17 protein-coding genes and 5 tRNA genes are annotated in these 20,477 nt (G+C 54.8%); 7 read left to right on the forward strand and 15 right to left on the reverse strand.

What is annotated here, in order from left to right; translation table 11 throughout:
* The 5 genes from AAIR21_RS10565 to AAIR21_RS10585 form a co-directional block, all read right to left on the reverse strand.
* Positions 1 to 706 (reverse strand): elongation factor Tu (locus AAIR21_RS10565; RefSeq protein ID WP_309893056.1); only part of this gene is annotated, 706 nt, incomplete at its 3' end.
* Between the two features lie 118 nt (positions 707 to 824).
* Positions 825 to 900: transfer RNA gene (locus tag AAIR21_RS10570), tRNA-Thr, on the reverse strand.
* A gap of 6 nt (positions 901 to 906) precedes the next feature.
* Positions 907 to 981, reverse strand: a tRNA-Gly gene (locus AAIR21_RS10575).
* A gap of 116 nt (positions 982 to 1,097) precedes the next feature.
* Positions 1,098 to 1,182, reverse strand: a tRNA-Tyr gene (locus AAIR21_RS10580).
* An 8-nt stretch (positions 1,183 to 1,190) separates the two neighbouring features.
* Positions 1,191 to 1,266, reverse strand: a tRNA-Thr gene (locus AAIR21_RS10585).
* A 315-nt stretch (positions 1,267 to 1,581) separates the two neighbouring features.
* Here AAIR21_RS10585 and coaA point away from each other — a divergent pair.
* Complete coding sequence (gene coaA, locus AAIR21_RS10590) at positions 1,582 to 2,532, forward strand: type I pantothenate kinase (protein ID WP_025206418.1); 951 nt, start codon at positions 1,582 to 1,584, stop codon at positions 2,530 to 2,532.
* Between the two features lie 50 nt (positions 2,533 to 2,582).
* Here the strand turns inward: coaA and dppF are convergent, their stop codons facing one another.
* The 9 genes from dppF to AAIR21_RS10635 form a co-directional block, all read right to left on the reverse strand.
* A complete protein-coding gene (dppF, locus tag AAIR21_RS10595; protein WP_020882631.1) occupies positions 2,583 to 3,596 on the reverse strand; it encodes a dipeptide ABC transporter ATP-binding subunit DppF in 1,014 nt (337 codons plus the stop codon).
* A complete protein-coding gene (dppD, locus tag AAIR21_RS10600) occupies positions 3,593 to 4,576 on the reverse strand; it encodes a dipeptide ABC transporter ATP-binding protein (RefSeq protein ID WP_014168148.1) in 984 nt (327 codons plus the stop codon). Before dppD ends, dppF begins: the two co-directional genes overlap by 4 nt.
* A 10-nt stretch (positions 4,577 to 4,586) precedes the next feature.
* The gene (gene dppC / locus AAIR21_RS10605) at positions 4,587 to 5,489 is read right to left on the reverse strand and encodes a dipeptide ABC transporter permease DppC (protein WP_014168147.1); all 903 of its coding nucleotides are present in this window, start codon (positions 5,487 to 5,489) and stop codon (positions 4,587 to 4,589) included.
* A 9-nt stretch (positions 5,490 to 5,498) separates the two neighbouring features.
* Positions 5,499 to 6,518, reverse strand: a complete 1,020-nt coding sequence (gene dppB, locus AAIR21_RS10610; RefSeq protein ID WP_020882632.1) for a dipeptide ABC transporter permease DppB — start codon at positions 6,516 to 6,518, stop codon at positions 5,499 to 5,501.
* A gap of 161 nt (positions 6,519 to 6,679) precedes the next feature.
* The gene (gene dppA, locus AAIR21_RS10615; protein WP_014168145.1) at positions 6,680 to 8,287 is read right to left on the reverse strand and encodes a dipeptide ABC transporter periplasmic-binding protein DppA; all 1,608 of its coding nucleotides are present in this window, start codon (positions 8,285 to 8,287) and stop codon (positions 6,680 to 6,682) included.
* Between the two features lie 620 nt (positions 8,288 to 8,907).
* Positions 8,908 to 8,984 (reverse strand) — tRNA-Pro (locus AAIR21_RS10620).
* A gap of 91 nt (positions 8,985 to 9,075) precedes the next feature.
* Positions 9,076 to 10,770, reverse strand: a complete 1,695-nt coding sequence (gene eptB, locus AAIR21_RS10625; protein ID WP_020882633.1) for a kdo(2)-lipid A phosphoethanolamine 7''-transferase — start codon at positions 10,768 to 10,770, stop codon at positions 9,076 to 9,078.
* Between the two features lie 240 nt (positions 10,771 to 11,010).
* The gene (locus AAIR21_RS10630) at positions 11,011 to 12,213 is read right to left on the reverse strand and encodes an L-lactate MFS transporter (RefSeq protein ID WP_183516863.1); all 1,203 of its coding nucleotides are present in this window, start codon (positions 12,211 to 12,213) and stop codon (positions 11,011 to 11,013) included.
* 238 nt (positions 12,214 to 12,451) lie between these two features.
* Entirely contained in the window at positions 12,452 to 13,150 is a 699-nt protein-coding gene (locus tag AAIR21_RS10635; protein WP_020882635.1) for an autotransporter domain-containing protein, read from the reverse strand.
* 161 nt (positions 13,151 to 13,311) lie between these two features.
* Between AAIR21_RS10635 and tag the strand changes: the two genes are divergently transcribed.
* Positions 13,312 to 13,893 carry a DNA-3-methyladenine glycosylase I gene (tag, locus tag AAIR21_RS10640; RefSeq protein ID WP_183516861.1) on the forward strand — a complete coding sequence of 194 codons (582 nt, stop codon included), beginning with the start codon at positions 13,312 to 13,314 and terminating at the stop codon, positions 13,891 to 13,893.
* A complete protein-coding gene (locus AAIR21_RS10645; protein WP_032679358.1) occupies positions 13,871 to 14,311 on the forward strand; it encodes an N-acetyltransferase in 441 nt (146 codons plus the stop codon). Before tag ends, AAIR21_RS10645 begins: the two co-directional genes overlap by 23 nt.
* Here AAIR21_RS10645 and AAIR21_RS10650 read toward each other — a convergent pair.
* A complete protein-coding gene (locus AAIR21_RS10650) occupies positions 14,280 to 16,559 on the reverse strand; it encodes a molybdopterin guanine dinucleotide-containing S/N-oxide reductase (RefSeq protein WP_434681051.1) in 2,280 nt (759 codons plus the stop codon). The two genes, AAIR21_RS10645 and AAIR21_RS10650, sit on opposite strands and share 32 nt — an antisense overlap.
* 212 nt (positions 16,560 to 16,771) lie before the next feature.
* On the opposite strand from AAIR21_RS10650, the gene AAIR21_RS10655 reads away from it, so the two are divergent.
* The 4 genes from AAIR21_RS10655 (at position 16,772) to AAIR21_RS10670 (ending at position 20,369) form a co-directional block, all read left to right on the forward strand.
* Positions 16,772 to 17,434 carry an OmpA family lipoprotein gene (locus tag AAIR21_RS10655; protein ID WP_014168137.1) on the forward strand — a complete coding sequence of 221 codons (663 nt, stop codon included), beginning with the start codon at positions 16,772 to 16,774 and terminating at the stop codon, positions 17,432 to 17,434.
* A 123-nt stretch (positions 17,435 to 17,557) separates the two neighbouring features.
* The gene (locus tag AAIR21_RS10660; protein ID WP_032679356.1) at positions 17,558 to 18,574 is read left to right on the forward strand and encodes a LacI family DNA-binding transcriptional regulator; all 1,017 of its coding nucleotides are present in this window, start codon (positions 17,558 to 17,560) and stop codon (positions 18,572 to 18,574) included.
* A gap of 103 nt (positions 18,575 to 18,677) precedes the next feature.
* Positions 18,678 to 19,427, forward strand: a complete 750-nt coding sequence (locus tag AAIR21_RS10665) for a sugar phosphate isomerase/epimerase family protein (protein WP_025206423.1) — start codon at positions 18,678 to 18,680, stop codon at positions 19,425 to 19,427.
* 3 nt (positions 19,428 to 19,430) lie between these two features.
* Positions 19,431 to 20,369 (forward strand): sugar kinase, encoded by a 939-nt coding sequence (locus tag AAIR21_RS10670; RefSeq protein WP_025206424.1) that lies wholly within the window; start codon positions 19,431 to 19,433, stop codon positions 20,367 to 20,369.
* Positions 20,370 to 20,477 lie beyond the last annotated feature (108 nt).

A 20,477-nucleotide genomic window follows, 5' to 3' on the forward strand; every position in this document is an offset into this window, starting at 1 on the left:
TACCGCGCTCAACACGACCGGTAACAACGGTACCACGACCGGAGATGGAGAATACGTCTTCGATTGGCAGCAGGAACGGCTTATCAATCGCACGCTCTGGTTCTGGGATGTAAGAATCCAGGAAGCCAGCCAGTTCGATGATTTTCGCTTCCCACTCAGCGTCGCCTTCCAGCGCTTTCAGCGCGGAACCACGAACGATTGGGGTGTCGTCGCCTGGGAAATCGTACTGAGACAGCAGTTCACGAACTTCCATCTCTACCAGTTCCAGCAGCTCTTCGTCATCAACCATGTCACATTTGTTCAGGAACACGATGATGTAAGGAACGCCTACCTGACGACCCAGCAGGATGTGCTCACGGGTCTGAGGCATTGGGCCGTCAGTCGCAGCAACAACCAGGATCGCGCCGTCCATCTGCGCAGCACCGGTGATCATGTTTTTAACATAGTCGGCGTGGCCTGGGCAGTCTACGTGTGCGTAGTGGCGAGTCGGGGTGTCGTACTCAACGTGAGAGGTGTTGATGGTGATACCACGAGCTTTTTCTTCTGGTGCGTTATCGATCTGGTCGAATGCACGAGCAGAACCACCGTAGGTTTTAGCCAGAACGGTAGTGATTGCAGCGGTCAGCGTTGTTTTACCATGGTCAACGTGGCCGATAGTACCGACGTTAACGTGCGGTTTTGTACGTTCAAACTTTTCTTTAGACATCGATTGTCCCTCTAAGACACGGATAAATCGGTGATATCACCACATCAACCAGGCGAAATGCCTGAATTGTTGAATACAGTAAAATTGAAACAGAGAGAAACGGGAAGGAGAAGTGAAGTGGTGCTGATACCCAGAGTCGAACTGGGGACCTCACCCTTACCAAGGGTGCGCTCTACCAACTGAGCCATATCAGCACGTATTGGAGCGGGCAGCGGGAATCGAACCCGCATCATCAGCTTGGAAGGCTGAGGTAATAGCCATTATACGATGCCCGCATCCTGAAACTCGGCTACCCAGTTCTTTCTGTAACAAAAAAAGAGATTTCTCTCTTTTTAGGTTCGAGCTGATTCAATTTTCAAACCAGCTCCGGCGGCTTAACGCTGCCAGAAAGTGGTGGTGGGGGAAGGATTCGAACCTTCGAAGTCTGTGACGGCAGATTTACAGTCTGCTCCCTTTGGCCGCTCGGGAACCCCACCGGACTTGATGGTGCCGACTACCGGAATCGAACTGGTGACCTACTGATTACAAGTCAGTTGCTCTACCTACTGAGCTAAGTCGGCATCAAGTAGCGCGCATTCTATGGAGACATGCGCAGTCATGCAACTAAAAAATTGCATAAAACGTTCTTTCGCTCACATTTTATTCGAAACCAGGGTTAACCGCTGTAAATTCATCCACTCAAGGTCAAAAATTCAACATCAGCGCCCGATTTACACCACTTATACCGTATCGTGATGACTCCCGCGTAAAGCATCGCTTCCCCATATTTTTTCTTATTATTCCTGTCATCTGGTGTTAACCTCCTGCCCATTGTCCAAAATTAACTATGTTGAGCCCGGACGCGCTGTGTTGTGCTGGCTCACTGAAGCATGCTTATGAGCAAAAAAGAGCAAACGTTAATGACACCTTATCTTCAGTTTAACCGTAGCCAGTGGGCTGCACTGCGTGACTCCGTCCCGATGACGCTGACGGAAGGCGAAATCGCACGGTTAAAGGGGATAAACGAAGATCTGTCGCTGGAAGAAGTGGCAGAAATCTATTTACCACTCTCGCGCTTGCTTAACTTCTATATCAGCTCCAACCTGCGCCGTCAGGCGGTGCTGGAGCAGTTCCTCGGGACGAACGGCCAACGCATTCCTTATATCATCAGCATTGCAGGCAGCGTGGCCGTCGGTAAAAGCACCACCGCACGCGTATTGCAGGCGTTACTGAGCCGCTGGCCAGAGCACCGCAGCGTGGAGCTCATCACCACTGACGGTTTCCTGCACCCGAATGAGGTGTTAAAGGAACGTGGGCTTATGAAGAAGAAGGGCTTCCCGCTCTCTTATGATATGCACCGTCTGGTGAAGTTTGTCTCTGACCTGAAATCGGGCGCGCCTAACGTGACGGCTCCGGTCTATTCGCACCTGATCTACGATCGCATCCCGGGTGGAGACAAAACGGTGGTTCAGCCGGATATCCTGATCCTCGAAGGGTTAAACGTCCTGCAAAGCGGGATGGATTATCCTCACGATCCCCATCATGTGTTTGTCTCTGACTTCGTCGATTTCTCTATTTATGTCGATGCGCCGGAAGACCTGCTGCAGAACTGGTATATCAACCGCTTCCTGAAGTTCCGTGAAGGCGCGTTCACCGATCCTGACTCCTATTTCCACCACTACGCCCAGCTTTCTGAAGAAGAAGCCATTAATGTGGCGCGAGGGCTGTGGAATGAGATCAACTACGTGAACCTGAAAGAGAACATTCTGCCCACACGTGAGCGCGCCAGCCTGATCCTCACCAAGAGTGAGAAACACGCTGTCGACCAGATCCGTCTGCGCAAGTAATCACGCAGACATAAAAAAACCGGCTTAGCGCCGGTTTTTTTATTGATGGATTACGCCATCGGCTTTTCGCCATTCTCATCCTGATCGACCGCGAAGCAGGCAACCAGCTGACCGCCATAATCCTTGAGCTGTGGCTGCAACTGGGTGCACGGGCCAAAGCGGCGACTGCAGCGGGCGTTGAATGCACAGCCTGGAGGCGGATTCAGCGGGCTGGGCAATTCACCCGTCAGTTTGATACGCTCACGACGATCGTCAGGGTTCAGACGCGGGGTCGCAGACAGCAGCGCCTGGGTGTACGGGTGACGAGGATGAGTAAAGATCTGCTCTTTTGTCCCCTTCTCCACGCAGCGCCCCAGATACATCACCATCACTTCGTCGGCAATGTGCTCCACAACCGACAGGTCGTGCGAAATAAACACGTACGACAGCCCCATGTCCTGCTGCAGATCCATCATCAGGTTCAACACCTGCGCACGCACAGAAACGTCGAGGGCAGATACCGGCTCATCGGCGATGACCACGTCAGGGTCGAGCATCAAACCACGCGCAATCGCGATACGCTGGCGCTGGCCGCCAGAGAACATATGCGGATAACGATCGTAATGCTCGGTCTTCAGGCCCACTTTCGCCATCATCGCCAGCGCTTTTTCACGACGCTGCTCTTTGTTCAGATTGCTGTTAATCAGCAGGGGCTCTTCCAGAATCTGTCCCACTTTTTTACGCGGATTCAACGATCCGTACGGGTTCTGGAACACAATCTGGATTTTCTGACGGCGCAGTTTCTGCGCCTGTGGATCGTGCTTGAGCAGGTCCTGTCCCTGATAATAGAGTTCACCGCCGGTGGGGACTTCAATCATCGTCAGCAAACGACCCAGCGTCGATTTGCCACAGCCTGACTCACCGACCACCGCCAGCGTTTTGCCGCGTTCAAGGGTAAAGGATACGCCATCCAGCGCTTTCACCAGGCGTTCAGGCGCAAACAGCCCCTTCTTCACCGGATAGTATTTTTTCAGGTCGATAGCCTGCAACAGCGGTTGTTGCGTGGTGGCCTGTTGCGTACTCATAGTGTTGGCCTCCCGGCATCATCGAGTGGGTAGTGGCATTTCGACTGACGACCGTCAGCAAGCAGATTGAGCTCTGGCTCTTCTGCACGACATTTGTCTGTAGCATACGGACAACGCGGATTAAGCAGGCAGCCCTGCGGTCGGTCATATTTACCCGGTACGACGCCCGGAAGTGATGCCAGGCGCGCTTTGTCCTGGGCAAACTCCGGCAGCGCACGCAAAAGCGCCTGCGTATACGGGTGACGCGGCGCGCGGAAAATATCGTGCGAATGGCCAGTCTCGACCACCTGACCTGCATACATCACGATAATTTTGTGCGCCGCTTCGGCCACCAGCGCCAGGTCATGCGTAATCAGCACCAGCGCCATGTTCTCTTTCTGCTGCAGTTCCAGCAGCAGCTCGATGATCTGCGCCTGGATAGTCACGTCCAGTGCCGTTGTCGGTTCATCCGCAATCAGCAGTTTTGGCCGACAGGCAATCGCCATGGCGATCATCACACGCTGGCTCATCCCACCGGAGAGCTGGTGCGGGTAAACGTCCAGACGCGATGCCGGGTCAGGGATACCAACCTGATTCAGCAGATCGATCGCACGCTGACGCCGGGTCTTCTTATTCCCGCCCTGGTGCACCTTGATGGCTTCCATAATCTGGAATCCCACGGTGTAACAAGGGTTCAGGCTGGTCATTGGGTCCTGGAAGATCATCGCCACTTCCGCACCGACCAGCTGGCGGCGCTGCTTTTCGGAGATACGCTGCAGGTCCTGACCGTTAAACTCCAGACTTTCGGCCATCACACGGCCGGGATAATCAATCAGCCCCATGATGGCCAGTGAACTGACCGACTTACCGGAACCCGACTCACCCACAATGCCGACCACTTCGCCCTGATTTACGCTGTAGCTGATGCGGTCCACGGCGCGAAACGGAGTGCCTTCGTCACCGAAGTGCACCGATAATTTATCTACATTTAATAACGCCATCTCGTGCCTCTTACTGCTTCAGTTTGGGGTCAAGTGCATCACGCAGGCCATCACCCATCAGGTTAAATGCCAGTACCGTCAGCAGGATTGCCAGACCCGGAAAGGTCACAACCCACCAGGCGCTTTGGGCGAACTGCAACACATCGGAGAGCATGGTGCCCCACTCCGGTGTTGGCGGCTGCGCACCCATGCCCAGGAAGCCAAGAGCGGCCATATCAAGAATGGCGTTAGAGAAACCGAGCGACGCCTGAACAATCAGCGGCGCCAGGCAGTTAGGGAAGATGTTGACGAACATTTGACGCATCGCGCCAGCACCCGCCACGCGGGAGGCCGTTACGTAGTCGCGGTTTACTTCCACCAGCACCGCCGCGCGCGTGAGTCGCACATAGTGGGGAAGCGCCACGAAGGTTAATGCCAGCGCGGCGTTACTGATCGACGGACCAAAAATCGCCACCAGTACCAGCGCCAACAGCAAGCTGGGCAGCGCTAGCATGATGTCGACGATACGCATGATGATGTTATCGATAATGCCGCCGAAGTAGCCAGCAACCAGACCGAGTACGATCCCCATAACCAGCGACAACACGACCACCAGGCAGCCGACCAGCAGCGACAAACGCGCACCGTACATCAGACGCGACAGCACATCGCGGCCCACGTCATCAGTACCCAGCAGGTGCGACAGGCTACCGCCGTCCTGCCATGCTGGCGGTGCCAGCAACGCATCACGGAATTGATCCGCCGGGTTATACGGTGCAAGCACGTTGGCAAACACCGCAATCAGGATCATGACAGAGACATAAACCAGCCCCACCACCGCGCCTTTGTTGCGCTTGAAGTAGTGCCAGAATTCCTGCAGCGGCGTCATGGGAACCGGTGCAGTAACCACTTTATTTTCAGAAACGTGTGACATGATGGCCCCTTACTTCTTATGACGAATACGCGGGTTCACCACGCCGTAGAGCAAATCGACCAGCAGGTTGACGAGAATAATCATCGTCGCGACCAGCAATACCCCGCCCTGCACTACCGGATAATCACGGCGTTGCAGTGCGTCAATCAGCCAGCGTCCGAGGCCCGGCCAGGAGAAGATGGTTTCGGTCAGGATCGCCCCCGCCAGCAACGTCCCCACCTGCAGACCAATAACAGTCACCACCGGCAGCATGGCGTTACGCAGGGCGTGAACGATAATGACGCGCATACGCGTCAGACCTTTGGCGCGTGCGGTGCGAATGTAATCCTCACCCAACACTTCCAGCATTGAAGAACGGGTCATACGCACGATAACCGCCAGAGGAATGGTGCCGAGCACCATCGCAGGCAGGATCATATGTGCCACCGCATCAATGAAGTTACCCTCTTCGCCCCAGATAGCCGTATCGATCAGCATGAAACCGGTCAGAGGATTCGTATCATCCAGGAAGACCATATCGCTGACGCGTCCGGAGACCGGCGTCAGGTTTAGCTGCACCGAGACCAGCATGATCAGCATCATGCCCCACCAGAAGATAGGCATGGAGTAACCCGTCAGCGCCAGGCCAACAGCCGTATGGTCGAAAATAGAGCCACGTTTCACGGCAGCCAGGACCCCAACAGGGATACCCACCGCAGTGGCGAAAATCATGGCGCAGACACCAAGCTCCAGTGTCGCTTTAAAACGCGGCACGAACTCGTCCCACACCGGAAGACGGCTTTTCAGCGAAATCCCTAAATCACCGTGCAACACGCCCCAGATATAGTTGAGGTATTGCTGCCACAGTGGTTTGTTCAGGCCAAGCTCAGCCAGCAGCTGTGCATGGCGTTCAGGTGAAATACCACGCTCGCCCGCCATAATCATTACCGGGTCGCCGGGGATCATATGGACGAAGGCAAAAGTGAGAAGGGTGATACCGATAAACGTGGGGATAACAAGTCCCAGACGTCGGAGGATGAACTGCAACATAACCCGGATTCTCTCTGATGACGTACAACCAGTTGGCGTGACGTCTGTATTGCTCACAAATGTAAATTCCCTCTCTCTTCAGGAGAGGATTAGGGTGAGGGAATGCATGCACGCCCTCACCCCTGCCCTCTCCGTGAAGGAGAGGGAGAACACCCTACTTATTATTCAACAGAGACGTTTTCGAAGTGGTGTTTGCCCAGTGGATCAACCACGTAGCCCTTCACTTCTTTACGCACTGGTTCGTACACGGTGGAGTGAGCCACAATCAGAGCCGGAGCCTGATCGTGCATCACAACCTGAGCCTGTTTGTACAGCTCGATACGTTTGTTGTGATCGTCGGTCGCACGCGCCGGCTGGATCAGGTCTTCAAACGGCTTGTAGCACCAGCGAGAGTAGTTAGAACCGTCTTTCGCAGCTGCACAGCTGAACAGGGTAGCGAAGAAGTTGTCCGGATCCCCATTGTCACCGGTCCAGCCCATCATCACCGCCTGATGCTCACCCGCTTTGGCACGCTTCAGATACTCGCCCCACTCGTAGGTCACAATCTTGGCCTGAACGCCCACTTTAGCCCAGTCAGCCTGAACCATTTCAGCCATACGGCGTGCGTTCGGGTTATACGGACGCTGTACTGGCATCGCCCACAGCTCAACGGTAAAGCCTTTCTCCTGGCCTGCTTCTTTCAGCAGCGCTTTCGCTTTCTCAGGATCGTAGGTGTAGTCTTTAACGTCGTCGTTATAGCCCCACATGGTTGGTGGGATCAGGTTCTTGGCGGCAACACCCGCGCCCTGATAGACCGCTTTAATGATCGCTTCTTTATTCACTGCATAGGTCAGCGCCTGACGGACTTTCACGTCATCAAACGGTTTCTTCTCGGTGTTGAAGGAGAGGTAACCCACGTTCAGACCAGCCTGCTCCAGCAGGTTGATGTTTTTATCCTGCTTCATGCGCGCGATGTCAGCCGGGTTCGGGTATGGCATGACCTGGCATTCATTTTTCTGCAGTTTTGCGTAACGCACAGAAGCATCAGGCGTGATGGAGAAGACCAGACGGTCGATCTGCGGCTTGGTGCCCCAGAAGCCCGGGAAGGCTTTATACAGAATACGGGAATCTTTCTGGTACTGCAGAAGCTGGAACGGACCGGTACCGATTGGGTTCAGGTCCACTTTCTCCGGGGTGCCGGCTTTCAGCATGTTGTCCGCGTACTCTTTAGACAGAATAGAGGCGAAGTCCATAGCCAGGTCAGCCAGGAATGGTGCTTCCGGACGCGTCAGCACGAACTGAACGGTTTTATCGTCCACTTTTTTCACTTCAGCGATCAGGTCCTGCAGGCCCATCCCTTCGAAGTATTCATAGCTGCCGCCAGACACTTTGTGATACGGGTTCTGAGCGTTTTTCTGACGGTCGAAGGAGAACACAACGTCATCGGCGTTAAAATCGCGCGTTGGTTTGAATTCTTTATTGTCCTGCCACTTCACGCCCTGGCGCAGGTGGAAGGTATAGGTCTTACCGTCTTCGCTGACGTCCCACTTCTCCGCCAGACCTGGGATCACTTCCGTGGTACCGGTTTTGAATTCAACCAGACGGTTATAGATAGGCACAGAGCTTGCGTCGTAAGTCGTACCAGAGGTAAAGAGCTGTGGGTTAAAGCCTTCCGGCGAGCCTTCAGAACAGTAAACCAGGGTTTTTGCCTGTACGCTTGCTGCCACGGTCATAGCCACCAGGCTCAGACCAAGCTTCAGCATCCCTGACTTCTTCAAGGAAATACTCATTATTCTGCTCCAATGTGATGTTTTGCTTTGTTGTGTTACGCCGCCAGACCTTTATTTATTTTTTACCCGGTCCGGTCGGTGATGCCCGAAGGCGTTTAAGGGATGGAGAATCCTTTCAGAAGAGCGTTTGAGTTGCAGCGCAGATCGTCCCTGAAATGCCCCTCATGCCCTACAATCTGTCAACAGAATGTGAAAACGTCAATACAGGTGACGGGGATTTACGCTGAGTGTGAGAAACCGCAAACAAAGATTAAAAAAACTATGTATGCCAGTTTTCAGCAGGGAAATTTATGCTACTCGCTATGTTGCAGCACAATTATCTTCATATTTCGCAACAATCAGTGATTAACTTTTATTCAGATCGGGTAAATTTTCTTGCAGAACGGTGATTATCTGAGCACTAAATACCGCGAACGTTAAAACGCACAGCGAAAAATGCTGAGGTTATCCATAAGCAACGCGAAAAAAGATCAATCTATATATAAAAAAATACAATGGATTATGTCACAAAATCGTTAACAGACAGGAAGAAGGCGGGATAAGGTGCGTTTTGGTGAATCAGGATGAGTAAGCTGCTAATGCAAAAAGGGCTAACCTTGCGGTTAGCCCTTCTTTAAATGTGGTCGGCGAGAGAGGATTCGAACCTCCGACCCACTGGTCCCAAACCAGTTGCGCTACCAAGCTGCGCTACTCGCCGAATGCGGAGCGCATCTTACTGCTGAGGTGCGCCCCCGTCAATCCCTTAAATTAAAAAAGCCCTTCAACTGGCGATATTCTCGCCAGACGCGTTACTGCGCGGCTTTCGCCTTGCTATCAGGGAGTTTGCACCAGTTGTTATTTTCGTTGATACCGCCGTCAGGAGAGGTATAACCCAGGCAACCCAAAATGGTGTCGTACAGCTCAACATGACGACGCGGCACCTTCATGTCTGCCTCTTTTTTCAGGTGGGCAAACATCTTCGCTTTCTCCGGGTCTTCGAGGTACTTGTCCGACATCCACATGATCATCGGTACACGGAATTGCTCAGGCGGTGCCAGCTTGCGCGGCGTACCGTGCAAATGCTCTTTCTCGTTGATTGACTCTCCGTGGTCAGCCGCATAAATAACAATCGCTTTCTTATCACGAAGCTGGTCAATCACCCGGCTCAGGAACGTATCCACATACAGAACCGAGTTATCATAGGCATTGATCAGTTCCTGCTTGCTGCAGTCTTTATTGATGCCTACACACTCCGGCTGCCACTTCGCAAAATCACGCGTGTAACGCTGGTAATAGCTGTAATGGGAGCCTTTAGTATGCAGGATAACCAGATGTTTACCCTGCGGATGGCTCTTCAGGGACTGTGACATCTCCTCAAGGAGCAACATGTCATCCACGTTCTTGCCGCGGTTACGTGGTTCGGCGCCAATCTGCTCGCGATACGAGATGTTGTCCGCCAGCGTGTTGGTGTAGAACCACATCTCACTTTGCATCGCGAATAAATCGGAGCTGAAACCGAGCTGCTTGAGTACCGCAAATACGTTCTGCTCTTTCAGGGTACGCTGTGGGTTATCACTGGCACCGCCTTCACGAACAAACATACAACGCAGAGAGAGCTTGGTTGCGGTATCGCAAGAATACCCCCGGTAAGCCACCAGGTTCTTTTCCTGCGCCAGTTTTGGCGTGGTATCCCGGTCATAACCGAGGATGCCCATATGATCCCAGCGCGTCGTTTCACCAATAACAAAGACAACATAGGTATCATCGAGTTGGTTACCCGGCGCTTCGTAACTGAATTTTTTCATTGGGTTGATGAGCGATTTCACATCACTTGATTCATCCGCCTGCGCCCAGGCATAAAGACCCAGCGCTGAAATCCAGTTTGATGGCAGGTAGGAGTTTGCTACCACGCCGCCATAGCTTGGCATATCCACGCCCGTCGCTTTTTCGATTCGTTTTTGCTGTTTTTCCATCAAGCGGATGGGTGCCCATACCAGCAAGGCCGCCAGCACAACGACGGCGATATTCCTGATTCGCTGCCCACGGGTGCGGAGCTGGCGCAGCAACGTATAGCGGCAGGTATTACTCCAGATAAAGAAGAGCGGGATCAGGCAGGTTAATACCGTCCAGACGATAAACCCTTTTCCGACCACCTCTTTCGAGAGGTCGATATCCGTTGTCATTACCGACGCGACGATGCCGTAGCCAATAACGACATTCATAAAGGTCATGTAATAACTGGCAGCGGCGGAAATAATTACCACCAGTGAGGCCAAAATTTGCCAGGTGCGTCGGCCGAAGAGTGAGAGCAGGCGTAACAGGAAGAATGTGGCGAGAACGGAACCGAACACTTCAATTGCGGCAAAAATTCCATTTCTTACGGTGAGATGTTCTAAATAACCTTCCACTCTTCTGAACAACACCGCGCCATTCAGAAATAAACCGATATAGACAGCCAGCATCAGACACAATCTTTGCTGGGTAAGAGACCTAATGTATTTCATGCAAACAACCCTGGGGAAAGGGGTATAGAGACCCGCTTAATCTCGATGAGAAAGCAGACAGAGTAAGTAAGTGCGTAAGAAACCGTTATCAGAAACGTCTACAAGCGCGTTAAGTAGACCACAGCGGGAGAGAAAAGTGGCAGCAGAGAATGTGATCGGTGCATTTTTTTACAAAATAACACGACCAGGCATACTTTGGACGACCATAAAAAAGAGGCCGTAAAGGCCTCTTAGCGATAATCAGGCATGCGCTTCGTTAAAGACTTCACGCTGCGGCTGGCGAATGGTGGTCGACAAGGCCAGCGAGATTATCAGCAAAGCAAATATCACGCAGAAGGTCACATAGAACCCACCGAACAGCGAGGCGATTAACGAGCCGCAGATACTGCCGATGCCAAAGCCCAGATAGATAACGCCATAGTTTTTCGCCAGATTGTTCAGGCCGAAGAACTCACTGACCAGCGACGGGAAGACTGTAATCGTGCCGCCGAAATTAAAGGCCACACAGGCAATTGCGGCGAAGAACGTGGCTTCGTTCAGTGGGGCAAACAGCAGCGCCGCCATCCCCACCAGCGAGACAACCTGCCCGATGGTAATCACGCGGATTCGGGCAATTTTGTCAGACAGAATCCCGAGCACCAGACGGCCAGAGAGGTTGGCAATGGAGATGACGGTGACCGCATTCGCTGCTGTTGCCGCATCCAGTTTCACCATTCCCTGAGCAATATCTTTCGCCACCCCAATCACATACAGACCGCTCATGCAGGCTGTCAGGAACATGACCGCCAGCATCCAGTACTGTGGTTGACGCATAGACTGCGCGAGGGTGAAATCATTCTCCACCACACCGTTAACGGTTTTCACTTCCTGCTGCGGCGCATCTTTCATCAGCGTGGCGCCGAACAGGATCATGACCAGAACGATAGCGCCCCAGATCATGAACGTTTTTTCGAGCCCCACGGAAGCAAGCAGGTGGGAATCGATAAATTTAAAACCGAGGCTCCCCAGGCCATAGGACCCGATGGCAAATGCAGAGATTAAACCTTTACGTTCCGGGAACCACTTCACACAGTTTGACAGGGTCAGCAGATAACCTGCACCGTCGGCAAGTCCCACCAGCACCCCGGCGTTCAGCCACAGCATCATCAGGTTGCTGGAATGCGCCGTCAGGAAAAAGCCCACGCCCAGCAGGATACCGGATGCCATCGTCACCCGCTTCACGCCGAATCGCTCCTGCAATTTTCCCGCGACGGAAGATGAAAGCGCCAGCCCGAGGCTCAGCAAGCCGAAGGAGAACGCCACCTGGCTGACCGGTGCACCAAGCTTATCGGAAAGCGCACTGTTAAACAGGCTCCAGGTATAGACCGACCCCAGCGCAAACTGGGTCACGATGGTGCCAAAAAGCGTTAGCCAGCGCGTACGGTTGTAAGTTGATGTGTTCATGGCAGTTGTCCTGCAAGAGAAAGTAAGGGAATTCGCTGAGGGCAACGATAAACAAAACCTTAATATGCCTGGGGTAAAACGGCATGAAATGCAGGAGGAATGGAATGAAATGCCATAAATCGGGAATGAATGACCTTGCCAGGGAATGAAGCGACAGCGTGTTAGTGACTGCTATCGCTACAACCCCCACGGCTATTGTATTCAGGATGTTATCGGCACGTTTAAAAAAGTAACAACCTTAAAAATTAGCGCTCACGCCCAGGGTGTACATAAACTCCTCACCCGTGGTGGTGTATTCCCCTTGTGCTAACGACGCATAGGCCGCCATATGCGTGTTAAACGGAATATCCGTTCCGACGGTTACATCCATCCAGTTGCCGCTTTGTGTTGGTGCCGGCGTCTGTGGCATCCCAAACTGGGATTTCCACTGGTTTTCGCCAAACTGCTGGTTATAGCTTATCTGCGCCCACGGGCGAAGCTCGCCGTACTGTGTATCCACGCGCCAGCCGAGCGTGCTGACGCTGGCATGCCAGAGTGGGTCGGTAAGCCCCTGCGTCGTCGCGCTGTCACCAAATTCGTTGATCATCATCGGTGCCGTGCCGTCATAACGCCACGCCATCACCGGACCGGTCGTGATACGCCCTGACACCGGAATGTTCCAGCCCACGCTCATGGCCCCTGCCGGCGTGGAACCCGACGGTAAACTCAGCGCAAGTCCGGGGGCATTTTGTGAGGACTGAATCCGCTCGGCGAGAATATCCTCATAACGCGGTTGGTGATCCGCATCCCATGTATAGCGTTCCGCCGTATTACTTTGGGCGTCTGAAACGATATATTCCTGTTGCCAGGCAAATGCTGTATTACAAAAAAACAGACAGGCTGAAATCCCCGCCAGGCCAGAAACAGCATGGCGACCACTGATTTTTTTTATCATCATCAAAGCGACTCCAGAGAGAGCCGAATTCGGCGATATTTGTCATTGTTTAGGAAGAGTTTTGCGGGCATATGGCCCTGTATTAACTATTGTCTTTATAGTAGACACGTCAAGCCTGACAGAATGAAAATTTTGCGATAACCGTTCATTAAGGGAGATAACCGATGCAGCGTTGCGGTTGGGTAAGCCAGGATCAGCTTTATATCGACTATCACGATCGGGAATGGGGCGTACCGGAGACAGAAGGGAAAAAGCTTTTTGAGATGATCTGCCTGGAAGGTCAACAGGCGGGCTTGTCATGGATTACGGTGCTTAAGAAACGGGAAAACTATCGTAATGCCTTCCATCAGTTCGATCCGGTCGCCGTCGCTGCCATGACCGAGGACGATGTGGAACGGCTGGTCCAGGATGCAGGCATCATCCGCCATCGCGGTAAGATCCAGGCCATCATTGGTAACGCGCGCGCTTATCTGGCGATGGAGCAAAACGGAGAACCGTTCTCAGAATTTGTCTGGACGTTTGTGAACAATACGCCGCAAATTACCCAGGCCGCCACGCTCGCGGAAATCCCGGCCTCCACCCCGGCGTCGGATGAGCTCTCTAAAGCGCTGAAAAAACGCGGCTTTAAATTTGTCGGCTCCACCATCTGTTACGCCTTTATGCAGGCCTGTGGCCTGGTCAACGACCACGTTACCGGCTGCGTCTGTCATCCAGGGAGGCACCATGATCCGCAAATGGGAAAGTGATAATGCCGGGCCACTCCTGAGTCTGTGGCTTGAAAGCACCACGGAGGCGCACCCGTTTATCAGCGCAAGCTACTGGAAAGAGAACGAAGGTATGGTGCGGGATGTATACCTGCCCGCCGCCGAAACCTGGGTATGGGAAGAGGATGGAATGCTGCGCGGCTTTATCAGCGTCATGCAGTCCCAGTTTGTAGGCGCGCTGTTTGTCTCAACTGATTTTATTGGTCGGGGGATTGGGCGTGCGCTGCTGAACCATGTTCAACAGCGCTTCCCGTATTTAAGCCTGGAGGTCTACCAGAAAAATGTCCGGGCGGTGAATTTCTATCATGCACAGGGTTTTCGCATTGAAGACAGCGCCTGGCAGGATGACACTCAGCACCCAACGTGGATCATGAGCTGGCAGGCGGATCAAACGCCGTGAGCGTAAGCTCGGGTCCCTGATATTTCTCGACCCAGGCCAGCGCCGTGTTCCCCGCGCAGCCATTCCCCAGCTTCGAGCTGGGGAGATCTTTGGTCAGAACGTTTACTGCACCGTTTTTACAAATACCGCCTTCGCTCGGCTCCAGGTCTGGCCATGCCCCCTGGTGAATGCAGATAACGCCAGGTTTAATCCCGTCGCTCACCACCGCCCCTGCCAGCACCTGGCCACGCTGATTCCAGACGCGAACCACGTCACCGTCAACGATCCCACGCGCGCGCGCATCTGCGCTGTTCAGGGTCACGGGCTCTCGCCCGGCAACCGCATACCGCTCGCGCAGTGATGAATAGTTAAGCTGGCTGTGCAGGCGATGGGCAGGATGGGCCGATAACACCTGCAGCTGTTCCGGCTGGGCATTACCGTGCCACTCGTCCGGCTCAAGCCACGTTGGATGCGCCGGACAGTCGGCATACTTAAATTGGGCGATACGCTCGCTGTAGATCACAATCTTCCCGCTCTCGGTTTTCAGCGGATGGTTCTCCGGGTCGCGGCGGAAATCGGCGAAGCGAACAAACTGCGCATTCTGTTCGCTCTCCGGCATCTCAATAATCTGGTTCGCTTCCCAGAACTGTGCAAATGGCGGCAGCGTCACGCCCTGCGGGGCCCCGCGCTGGCCTGCAATCTGGTAGAACGTCTCCAGCCACTGCAAATCCGATTTGCCCTCGGTAAAACGCTCGCGCCCCCCCGTTTCCCACAACTCGCTCAGCTCAGCAAACACCTCAAAATCATCACGCGCCTCATCACGCGGCGCCACGACGCGCTTCATCGGTACCATATGCTGATTGCTGTAGTCACCGGTCATGGTGAGGTCGTTACGCTCAAACGAGGTGGTCGCCGGCAGCACAATATCGGCATGTTTGGCTGAGGCGGTCCAGAAGCATTCTGAGATAACCACCAGTTCTGGCTTCTGCCAGGCGCGGATCAGGCGATTCGTGTCCTGGTGATGAGTAAAGTTCGCGCCGCCGGCCCACCAGACAAACCGGATATCCGGGAAGTGGCGATCCAGACCGTTATGCTGATAAAACCCGCCCGGGTTTTCCAGGGCTTCAACAATGCGCGCCACCGGGATTTTATCCACGGCATCCACACCGCCCTGAACCGAGCCCTGCAGAGAAGCCAGCACTGCCGCTTTGCGGGTTGGGTTGCCGCCATTGGCGAAGTGATAAGAGAGACCAAACCCACCGCCCGGCGTACCGATTTGCCCGAGCATGGCGGCCAGCGTCACGAGCATCCAGTGTTTCTGCTCACCGAACTGCTGGCGCTGCATCCCCCACCCAGACATTAACATCGTGGTGTTTTGGTGGAATAACGCTGCCAGTTCACGCAGTTTGGCCGCAGGAACCCCACAAATCTCTGCCGCCCACTCTGCCGTTTTGGCCATACCGTCTGTATTGCCCGTCAGATAGTCGGCGAAGTTGTCAAAACCGGTGGTACAGCGTGCGAGGAACCCGGTATCGTGCCAGCCGTTCTCCACCAGCGTATGGGCAATGCCCAGCATCATCGCCACGTCGGTGCCCATATGCGGGGCAATCCACTCGGCGCTGTCGCCGAAGAAGTCCATGGTTTCAGAGCGCATCGGGTCAATGCAGATAATGCGCTTGCCGCTTTTACGCAGCGCATCGAAATACGGGATCCCCTGCTCGTCACTGGCATTCCACGCGATTTTCAGGGTGTTGAGCGGGTTGGCGCTCCACAGCACCACCACATCGGTGTGCTCCAGCACCAGCGGCCAGCTGGTCTGCTGCTGATACACTTCGTTACCGCCCACCACGTAGGGCATGATCGCCTGCGCTGCGCCGGTGGAGTAATCCCCAAGATGCCCGGTATACCCCCCGGCCAGACTCATATAGCGCTGCAGTAACGTCGAGGCCTTATGCAGCACGCCGTTTGAGCGCCAGCCGTAAGATCCGGCAAAAATGGACGACGGGCCATACGTGTCGCGAATACGTTTGTGCTGCGCATGGATCAGCGCCAGCGCGTCATCCCAGCTCACCCGGACAAACTCATCCTGACCACGAATACCCTGCGGCTTGTCTGGCGACGCCAGAAATCCTTTACGCACCATCGGCCAGCGCACGCGCGTTTTGCTGTGCACCTGATCGCGAACGACGGTCTGTAAAGAGTTGGGATGTTGCGTTGGCAATGCCCCGCGAGACGACAGAACATTTTCGCCATCGGTTTCGACCAGCATCGGCCCCCAGTGGGCGGCGGTCAGAATCGTTTTTGTTGAGGTGCTCAAGCGTGCGCTCCTGGTTGCGTGCAGGTTTTACGGCCTTCTTAGTGAGGCAGTTTATGGTTTGTCACAAATTTCAGAGTTATACCCGGAATTTTCTCCGTATCTGGACGTCATAATCAACTGCCACGCGCGTCGTGGCAAAGAATAAAAAGGATTAAGGAAATAAGATGAAAAAACGCGTATTCGTTATTGCCGCTCTGGTGAGCGGTGCACTGGCTGTTTCTGGCTGCACAACAAACCCTTACACCGGTGAAAGCGAAGCAGGTAAATCCGGCATCGGCGCGGGTCTCGGCTCGCTGGTAGGGGCTGGTGTGGGCGCACTCTCCTCCTCCAAGAAAGACCGCGGCAAAGGCGCGTTAATTGGCGCAGCGGCAGGTGCAGCCCTGGGCGGCGGCGTGGGTTATTACATGGATGTGCAGGAAGCAAAACTGCGCGACAAAATGAAAGGCACCGGCGTGAGCGTGACGCGCAGCGGCGATAACATCATCCTGAATATGCCAAACAACGTCACCTTCGACAGCAGCAGCGCAACGCTGAAACCTGCAGGGGCGAACACCCTGACCGGCGTGGCAATGGTGCTGAAAGAGTACAACAAGACCGCGGTGAATGTGATCGGTTATACCGACAGCACCGGCAGCCAGGATCTGAATATGCGCCTGTCTCAGCAGCGTGCCGATTCTGTGGCCAGCTCGCTGATCACGCAGGGCGTTGCAGCAAACCGCATCCGCACCAGCGGCATGGGCCCTGCAAACCCTATCGCCAGCAACAGCACGGCGGAAGGCAAAGCGCAGAACCGTCGAGTTGAGATTACCTTAAGCCCAATTCAGTAAGGGCTGCCCCCCTCTTCCAGGGGAGAGGGGGATAAGGGCATCATGCCGCCACGTCAGCATGAACCGCTTGCCATCGCTAATTTTCCCGCTAAGGTGTTCTCACTCACTTCAGGGAATTCAGCGATGAGCAAACCAACACGGGCCACAATCAGCGACGTGGCGAAAGCCGCCAAAACCGGTAAAACCAGCATTTCACGCTACCTCAACGGCGAGAAACACCTGCTGTCCGATGCGCTGCTCGCTCGTATTGAACAGGCTATTGCCGATCTCGACTACCGCCCGAGCCTTATGGCGCGCGGGCTCAAACGGGGCCGTACCCGTCTTATCGGGCTTATCATCGCCGATATCACCAATCCCTACTCCGTCAACGTATTGAGCGGAATTGAAGCCGCCTGTCGCGAAAAGGGCTTTACGCCGCTGGTCTGTAACACCAACAACGAAGTCGATCAGGAGCTGCATTACCTGGATTTGCTGCGCAGCTATCAGGTCGAAGGGATTGTGGTGAATGCCGTGGGCATGCGTGAAGAGGGCTTAAACCGCCTGCAGCAATCCTCCCTGCCGATGGTTCTTATCGACCGCAAAATCCCGGAATTCGCCTGCGATGTCGTCGGGCTGGATAACACTCAGGCGGCGACAACCGCCACTGAGCATCTGATTGAACAGGGCTTTGAAGCCATCCTGTTTCTGAGCGAACCTCTGGGCATGGTCAATACCCGTCGTGAGCGACTGAGCGCGTTTCGTGCCACGCTGGAGCGTTACCCCGGCGTGATTGCCGAGAATGCCGAAACGCCCCTCCACGAAGCCGATCAGCTCGACAATACCCTGCGGCAGTTCCACACCCGCCATCGCGGAATGCGTAAAGCCGTTATCTCTGCCAACGGGGCGCTGACCCTGCAGGTCGCCCGCTCGCTTAAGCGCATTGGCCTGCACTGGGGAAGCGATATCGGTCTGCTGGGGTTCGACGAGCTCGAGTGGGCAGAACTGGCTGGCGTCGGGATCACGACCCTCAAACAACCCACCTGGCAGATTGGCTATGCCGCTGTTGAACAAGTGGTTCGTCGTATTGAAGGCACCAGCGATGCCGTTCGCGAGCAGGTATTTTCCGGCGAGTTGATTGTTCGCGGCTCCACCGCCCGTTAATTTTCCCTTGTGATACCGATCATAAATTCAACATCCTGACCTTTTCTTTGGAACCGGTTCCATCTAGCGTAATAGTATTGATGTGTTGCGATGGAGTCCGACGATGGGCAGAAAAATCATGGTGGTCACCGCCGCGTATGGCGCGGAACAGGTGCGACAGGCAGGTGGTCAACGGGCAATGCTGCCCGTCATTGCGGGCGCGGGTGCCGACGGCGTCGAGATCCGCCGCGAGCTGTTCAACAGCGAAGAGCTGCTGGCGCTGCCCGCGCTGGGTGAATCCATTGAGTTGCTGGGCCTGCTGGCATGCTACTCCGCCCCTGCGGCCCTGTTTATGCCCGATGGCACCCTCAACCCTGACCTGCCCCGTTATCTCAGCGAAGCCAGTACCCTGAATGCGCTGTGGCTCAAGGTCTCGCTGGGTCATTTCAGCGACACCCAGCCGCTTCACGCCCTGCGTGCCCTGCTCGATGAAAGCGGTATGGCCCTGGTGGTGGAAAACGACCAGACCGACTGCGGCCAGCTTGCGCCGATGCAGCGCTTCAAAGCCGCCTGCCGGGACATGGCGCTGCCCGTCACGCTGACGTTCGACATGGGCAACTGGCTGTGGGTGGGCGACTCCCCGGAAGAAGCCGCGCACCATCTGGCCTCCGCAGTGAGCTATATCCACGTTAAAGCCGCCGTGCCGCATAAAGAAAATTTCCGCGCCGTGGCGCCGGATCGGGCCGATGCGCGCTGGCTGGATCTGCTTTGTCAGCTGCCCGCCGATGCCCCGCGTGGTATCGAGTTCCCGCTGGAAGGGGCGGATTTAACCGCCGTCACCCGTCATTACGTAAACCTGCTGCGTGAGGAGTAAACCATGCACAAGACGCTGGATGTGATCACTATCGGCGAAGCCATGGCGATGTTTGTCGCCACCGAAACGGGCGACCTGAGTACGGTGGAGCACTTTATCAAACGCGTGGCGGGGGCTGAGCTGAACGTCGCGACCGGCCTGGCGCGCCTGGGTCTGAACGTCGGCTGGGTCAGCCGCGTGGGTGATGACAGCTTTGGCCATTTCGTTCTCGATTCGCTGAAAAAAGAGGGCATTGATGCTTCCGGCGTCACCCTTGATGGACGCTTCCCGACCGGTTTCCAGCTTAAATCGAAAGTCGAAAATGGAACCGATCCCATTGTGGAGTATTTCCGTAAAGGGTCTGCGGCGAGCCACCTCTCAGTCGAGGATTACCACGCCCACTATTTCGCCTCCGCACGCCATCTGCATCTGAGCGGCGTGGCGGCTGCGCTTTCAGCCAGCTCGTATGCATTACTGGATCATGCCGCAACCACCATGAAGGCTCAGGGGAAAACGATCTCATTCGATCCTAACCTGCGCCCGGTGCTGTGGAAAAGCGAAGCGGAAATGATCGAGAAGCTGAACCGTCTGGCGTTTCAGGCTGACTGGGTTCTGCCGGGCGTGAAAGAAGGCATGATCCTGACCGGTAAAAACACCCCTGAAGGGATTGCCGATTTTTACCTCAACAAAGGGGTAAAAGCGGTGGTGCTGAAAACCGGCGCCGATGGCGCCTGGTTTAAAACGGCTAACGGCGAGCAAGGCGCAGTCGCGGCCGTGAAGGTCGATAACGTGGTTGATACCGTCGGCGCTGGCGATGGTTTTGCCGTGGGGGTCATTAGTGCTCTGCTGGAAGGCAAACCGCTGCAGCAGGCCGTCGCCCGGGGCAATAAAATTGGCTCGCTGGCAATCCAGGTGCAGGGCGACAGTGAAGGATTACCGACCCGCGCGCAGCTGAACGAATAAATTCCGTTTCCCTCCCCCTCTCCTCAGGTAGGTCAGGGGGAAACAAAACAAACCACCGTGTACCCTACATACAACGGCGGTACAAACCTCAACAACAGAGGCAAGCCT

It is taken from the genome of Enterobacter sp. PTB (genome assembly GCF_051130085.1).
Taxonomy (GTDB): Bacteria; Pseudomonadota; Gammaproteobacteria; order Enterobacterales; family Enterobacteriaceae; genus Enterobacter; species Enterobacter ludwigii.